Here is a 6,002-nt window from a genome sequence, read left to right as displayed (position 1 = left end):
CCGCCGAGGTGGTCCGCGCGGCCATCGCCGCCGGCACCGCCGGTGGGCCGATGCTCGACGAGCTGGCCCGGCGGCTGGCGCTCGGTGTGGCGAGCACCTGCGTGGTGCTGGACCCGCCGCTCGTGGTGCTCGCCGGGGCGGTCGGCCAGGCCGGCGGGGCGGCGCTGGCCGAGCGGGTGCAGCACGAGGTCGCCGCGATCACGCTGGTCCGGCCCCGGGTGGTGACCACCGGGCTGACCGAGGAGCCGATCCTGCGCGGCGCGCTGCGGACCGCGCTGGACGCGGTACGCGACGAGGTGTTCGGCTCGACGGTCGGCTGACCGCGTCGTGCACCCTGGCGCCATGTGAAGGAATCCTTCAGCATGGCGCCAGGGTTCGCAAGGAGTTGCCGGGATGCGGCTCCGGTCAGATCAGGTCGCGGCGACGGAACACCGTGAACGCCGCGGCCACCAGCGCGCCGGTGAGCCCGAACAGCACCACCACGCCCGACGTCCAGGTCAGCGTGTAGGAGCCGTCGCAGTAGCCGGAGATCCCGGGGCCGCAGGCGTTGTTGTCCCAGAGCCGTACCTCACCGGACAGCCAGGCCGCCAGATAGCTGGACAGCATGTACCGATCAGGCCGGCCGACCTCGAGGATCTGGAACACCAGCCGCGCACCCAGCTCCCACACCACCACGTACGCGGCCACCGTGCCCAGCGCCGCCGAGGTGTGCCGGCCCAGCGTGGCCACGGCGAACCCGAGCGCCGCGGCGAGCAGCACCAGCACCAGCCCGCGTACCCAGATCGCGCCAAGCGACGGCCAGAAGTCGCCACCGGTCCGCCCGACCAGGCCGGACGCCTGGCCGATCAACCAGAACGCCCCGAGGTACGCCGCCGACGCCAGCACCGACAGGCCGAGCAGCCCGCCCAGCAGCGTGCCGAGCTTCGCGGCCAGCACAGTGGGCCGCCGGGGCCGCCACAGCAGCAGGTTGACCACCCCGCCCGAGTTCAGGTCGGCCCCGATGTAGGAGGCGCCGACCAGGAACCCGAACAGCGTCAGGAACGCGATCAGGAAGTAGAGCAGTGGCTCGGCCTCCTTGGCGAAGACGAAGACACCGCTGAGGTAGTCGGCAGCGCTCGGCAGATCCTCGAGCTGGGCCGGATCGATCTGGGCGCAGTCGCGCGGTAGGTAGTCGCTCTCGCCCGGCGGGAGCGAGCCCTCCCGGATCCGCAGGCAGCGGTCGTACGTCATCTCCATCTGGCGCACGCTCTCCGCCGCCTGCGCCTGCGCCCGGCTCAGCTCCGCCGGGCTCGGCCGGTGCGAACCGGCGAGCGTGGTCACCACTGTCACCGCGAAGGCGACAGCCAGCAGCACCATCATGAGCTGCACGAAACGCCGGGCGGCCAGCCGCTCCAGCTCGGCACGGACCAGGTTCACGCGTCCACCTCCCGGGTCTCCCGGACGTCGAGGTCGATCACTCCGTCGCTCGGCGGCGCGCCGTCGACCTGCCGCGGCACCGCCACGTGCTCGTGGCCGCCGGTCAGCTCCAGGAAGACGCTCTCCAGGTCCGGCCGCAGCGGGACCAGCTCGCGTACCCACATGCCCTGCTCGCCGAGCGTCCGGCTGATCGTCTCCGGATCCTGCACACCGGTCACCACCAGGTGGTCCGGCGCGACGGCCACCGACAGGCCGGCCCGGCCCAGCAGCTCGCCGGCCCGCTCCGGGTCGGCCACCCGGACCCGCCACTGGTGCTGGTCGAAGCCGGCCAGCACGTCCTGCACCGGCCCGTACGCGACCCGCTGCCCCCGGCTCACGATCGTCACGTGGTCGCAGATCAACTGGATCTCGGCCAGGATGTGGCTGGACAGCAGCACCGTCACCCCGGCCTCGGCCAGCGACCGGGTCAGGTCGCGCATCTCCCGGATGCCGGCCGGGTCCAGCCCGTTCGCCGGCTCGTCCAGGATCAGCAGCTCCGGGTTCTTCAGCAGGGCCGACGCGACCGCCAGCCGCTGCTTCATGCCCAGCGAGTAGCCCTTGACCCGCTCGTCGCCCCGGTCGCGCAGCCCGACCTGTTCCAGCACCTCGTCCACCCGGCTGGTCGGCACACCGCCTGCGAGCGCCAGCAACCGCAGCGTCCGGTGCGCGGTGAAGTTGGCGAAGAACTGCGGGCTCTCCACGATCGCGCCGACCCGGCCGGCCACGTCCGGCAGGTGCTCTGGGGACTCGGCGCCCAGCACGCGCATCCGCCCGGAGTCCGGCCGGACCAGCCCCAGCAGCGCACGCAGCGTGGTGGTCTTCCCGGACCCGTTCGGCCCGAGGAAACCGTGCACCTGACCCGCCTCGACCAGCATGTCGAAGCCGTCGACGGCGACCCGGCGCCCCTGGCGCAGCGTGTGGAACGTCTTGCGGAGACCGGCGATCTCGATGACCGCGCTCATCCGCGCGCCTTCCGGCAGCGGTCGGGCATGAGTGTCCTTCCGGAAGTGGTGACCAACGACACGGCGCCCCACCCTATGGCGGCGGCGCCGCCCGTGGGGGGCGCCGGGCCGGGTGCGTGATTGGATGGAGCGGTGACTGGTGACCTGATCCCCGGCGCCCCGGGCGCCCCCGCCCCCTCGACCGTGGACGCGGATCTGGTGGTCAGCCTCGACGGGGTCGGCGTCAAGCGTTCCGGCACCGCGCTGGTGCACGACGTCGACTGGCGGGTCGAGCTGGACGAACGGTGGGTGGTGCTCGGGCCGAACGGCGCGGGCAAGACCACGCTGCTCAACCTGGCCGCCGGCCGGCTGCACCCGACCATCGGCGTCGCGCACGTGCTCGGCGAGCGCATCGGCCGTACCGACGTCAACGAGCTGCGTACCCGCATCGGCCTGTCCACCGCGACGCTCGCCGAGCGGATCCCCGCCGAGGAGCGGGTCGTCGACGTGGTGGTGACCGCCGCCTGGTCGGTGGTCGGCCGCTGGCGGGAGAGCTACGACCGCACCGACGAGGCGCGCGCCGCCGCGCTGCTGCGCCAGCTCGGCGTCGGCCACCTCACCGACCGCACGTACGGCACGCTGTCCGAGGGCGAGCGCAAGCGCGTCCAGATCGCCCGCGCGCTGATGACCGACCCGGAGCTGCTGCTGCTCGACGAGCCCGCCGCCGGGCTCGACCTGGGCGGGCGCGAGGACCTGGTGGCTCGGCTGGCCGAGCTGGCGTACGACCCGGACGCGCCGGCGATGGTGCTGGTCACCCATCACGTCGAGGAGATCCCGCCGGGCTTCACCCACGCGCTGCTGCTGCGCGAGGGCGGCGTGGTGGCGCAGGGCCTGCTCGCCGACGTGCTCACCGCCGACAACCTGTCGAAGACGTTCGGCCTTCCGCTGGTGGTTACGCGGTCCGGCGACCGCTGGGCCGCCCGCGCCGCCTGAGCGACGGGACGACACAGTGCCGCAGACCCGGATCGCCGTCGTCGGCAGCGCCAACATGGACCTGGTCGGCATCGGCGCGGCGCTGCCCCGGCCCGGCGAGACGGTGCTTGGCGACGACTTCGTCATGCTGCCCGGCGGCAAGGGCGCCAACCAGGCGGTCGCCGCGGTACGCGCCGGCGCATCCTGCGTCTTCCTCGGCGCGATCGGCTCGGACTCGTTCGGCGTGACGCTGCGGGCCCGGATGACAGCGGCCGGCGTGGACACCGGCCACCTGCGGGTGGTCTACGGCCCGTCCGGCGTCGCGCTGGTCATGGTCGGCGGCGCGGGGGAGAACGCCATCCTGGTCACCCCCGGGGCGAACGCCGCGTTCACGTCGCTGACCGCGGACGAGCTCTCCGCCGTACGCGATGCGGATGTGCTCGTCGCGCAGCTGGAGGTGCCGGTCGAGACGGTGACCGAGGCGGCGCTGGCGGCCCGGTCGGCGGGCACCCGGGTGGTGCTCAACGCCGCGCCGGCCCGATCGGTGCCGGCCGAGCTGCTGGCGGCGACCGACCTGCTCGTGGTGAACGAGCCGGAGGCGCAGGCGCTGACCGGTCGCGGCCGGGACGATCCGGCGGCGCTGCTGGACCTGGTGCCCCGGGCGGTGCTCACGCTCGGCGGCGACGGCGCGTGGTACGTCGACCGGGACCGGCCGGCGACGCACGTGCCGGCGGTGCCGGTGGAGGTGGTCGACTCGACCGCCGCCGGGGACGCGTTCACCGCCGCGCTCGCGGTGGCCTGGGGCGAGGGGCGGGACCTGGCCGACGCGGTGCGCTGGGCGGCGGCTGCCGGTGCGGCGTGCGTACGCAAGCTCGGCGCCTCGGTGGCGCTGCCCCACCGGGCGGAGATCGACGAGCTGTTCCCGGCCGGCTGAGCCTCAGCCGGCCGGTTCGTCGGTGAGGCGTTCGCCGCGCCGGCGCAGCATGCCGAGCCCGGGGATGCCGGCGACCGCGAGCTTGAGATCGCGTGTGACGTCCAGCAGGTCGTGCAGGTCCGGGCCGACCCGGTCCAGCGTGGCCAGGATCGGCAGCACATCCGAGGTGAGATGGTCCTTGAGCTTCGGCAACTCGTCCACGAGCCGGATCGCGGCGGTCACCTCCTCCGGGCTGAGCTGCTCCACGAACCGCGCCGCCATCGGCGCGGCCCGCCGTAGCGTCGCCTCGTACGCGGCGAGCAGCTCGTTCGCCACGCCGGTCGCCTTCTCGGCTGTCGCGAGCGTGCCCGCCGCCCGCGCGGTTACCGTCTCCGCCTCGGTCACCACACCGGCCGCGCCGCGGGCCACCCGGTCGGCCTCGCCGACCACCACTGCCGCCGCCTCGGAGACCCGCTGCGCCTCGCCGACCACGACAGTCGCCGCGGCCGCCACCTCGGTCGCCGTGTCGATCGCCGCGGTGGCGGCGGCGCTGATCACCGCCACCTCGCGGACCGCCGTCTCGGCGTCGGTGAGCACCCGGTCGGTGCGGTCGAGCGTGCCCTCGATCCGGTCCACCACCCCGTCGATCCGCCGGACCAGCGCCTCGACCTGGTCGAGGACGGCGAAGGCCCGAGCGGGCACCGAGGCCACCGTGGCGGCCGAGCCGAGCGCCTGGTCCAGTGCGGTACGGGTGAGGCCGAGCACGGCGCCGGGCCGGGGAAGAGGGATCGCCATGACATCCAGTGTGCGGCGTCGTGGCCAGTGCCGCCCGGCGGCAGCCGGGCGGCGAAGGTCACGCCAGGCGCCCGGTGCGGCGTAGGGTGCCGGCATGCCCACCCCCGGCCCGGCGTCGCGGCGACTGCTCGCCTGCGGCGTGGTCGCGCTGCTCGCCGTCGTCCTCGGCGCCCTGCTCCTGGCCCGCGCCGACGCCGGTCTGAGCACCCGGCGGGCGACGGTGGCGGGAGTGCCGCTGACCGAGGTCCGGGCGGACGGCGTGAGCGGCGACCGGCGGCCCGGGGTGGTGATCGCGCACGGCTTCGCCGGGTCGGCCCGGCTGATGCGGCCGCTCGCCGACTCGGTGGCCCGCCGGGGCGGCGTCGCGGTGCTGCTCGATTTCGCCGGCCACGGCGCCAGCCACGCCCGGCTGCCCGGCGCGGGCCGGGACGAGGAACGCAGCCGGGCGCTGCTGCGGCACGACCTGGATGTGGCGGTCGCCTGGCTGCGCGGGCGGCCCGGCGTCGACAGGGACCGGATCGTCCTTGTCGGGCACTCCATGGGCGCGGGTGCGGTCGTCCGGTACGCGGTCGCGCATCAGGAGATCGACCGGACCGTGGCGATCTCGCTGCCCGACGGCAGCGACGTACCGGCGGGCTGGCCGGGGAGGCTGACGCTCGTGGTGGGCGGGCTGGAGTTCGCCGGTTTCCGCCAGGCGGTCGACGAGGCGTCACGGGACGCGCCACCGGGCACCCGCACGCGGGTGGTGGCACCCGGCACCGAGCACGTGTCGGTGCTGTTCGCGCCGCGTACCCACGCCGCGGTGCTCGACGCGCTCCCGAACCCTGCCGGCGGGCCGCCGCCGTCCCCGCTGACCCGGCCGGGCGGCGCCGGGCTGCTGCTGGCGGGGCTCGCGCTGGGCTTCGTGCCGCTTGCCGCGCTGCTGC

At 74.9% G+C, this 6,002-nt stretch carries 6 protein-coding genes and 1 pseudogene; 4 read left to right on the top strand and 3 right to left on the bottom strand.

The genetic code is table 11. The annotated features are described in order from the left end of the window. A pseudogene (locus AC2CHG_RS29515) lies at window positions 1–320 on the top strand (ROK family transcriptional regulator); the annotation flags it as partial. 85 nt (window positions 321–405) lie between these two features. On the opposite strand, the gene AC2CHG_RS29510 reads toward AC2CHG_RS29515, so the two are convergent. Next, entirely contained in the window at window positions 406–1,416 is a 1,011-nt protein-coding gene (locus AC2CHG_RS29510) for an ABC transporter permease subunit (RefSeq protein WP_355507460.1), read from the bottom strand. Then, window positions 1,413–2,417 (bottom strand): ATP-binding cassette domain-containing protein, encoded by a 1,005-nt coding sequence (locus AC2CHG_RS29505; RefSeq protein ID WP_262016113.1) that lies wholly within the window; start codon window positions 2,415–2,417, stop codon window positions 1,413–1,415. The genes AC2CHG_RS29510 and AC2CHG_RS29505 overlap by 4 nt, the downstream gene beginning before the upstream one ends. Window positions 2,418–2,549: 132 nt before the next feature. Here AC2CHG_RS29505 and AC2CHG_RS29500 point away from each other — a divergent pair, with 132 nt between their 5' ends. Then, window positions 2,550–3,389, top strand: coding sequence for an ABC transporter ATP-binding protein (locus AC2CHG_RS29500; RefSeq protein WP_402809855.1), 840 nt, complete (start codon window positions 2,550–2,552; stop codon window positions 3,387–3,389). 16 nt (window positions 3,390–3,405) lie between these two features. Next, window positions 3,406–4,302 (top strand): ribokinase, encoded by an 897-nt coding sequence (locus AC2CHG_RS29495; protein WP_484526029.1) that lies wholly within the window; start codon window positions 3,406–3,408, stop codon window positions 4,300–4,302. A 3-nt stretch (window positions 4,303–4,305) separates the two neighbouring features. Here AC2CHG_RS29495 and AC2CHG_RS29490 read toward each other — a convergent pair whose 3' ends face one another. Next, window positions 4,306–5,076, bottom strand: a complete 771-nt coding sequence (locus AC2CHG_RS29490) for a hypothetical protein (RefSeq protein ID WP_262016116.1) — start codon at window positions 5,074–5,076, stop codon at window positions 4,306–4,308. A 94-nt stretch (window positions 5,077–5,170) separates the two neighbouring features. Here AC2CHG_RS29490 and AC2CHG_RS29485 point away from each other — a divergent pair. Continuing rightward, window positions 5,171–6,002 (top strand): alpha/beta hydrolase (locus AC2CHG_RS29485; protein ID WP_484526028.1); only part of this gene is annotated, 832 nt, incomplete at its 3' end.

Source organism: Micromonospora sp. ATLC20 (assembly GCF_057196585.1).
This window is presented reverse-complemented; position numbering and strand designations above follow the sequence as displayed.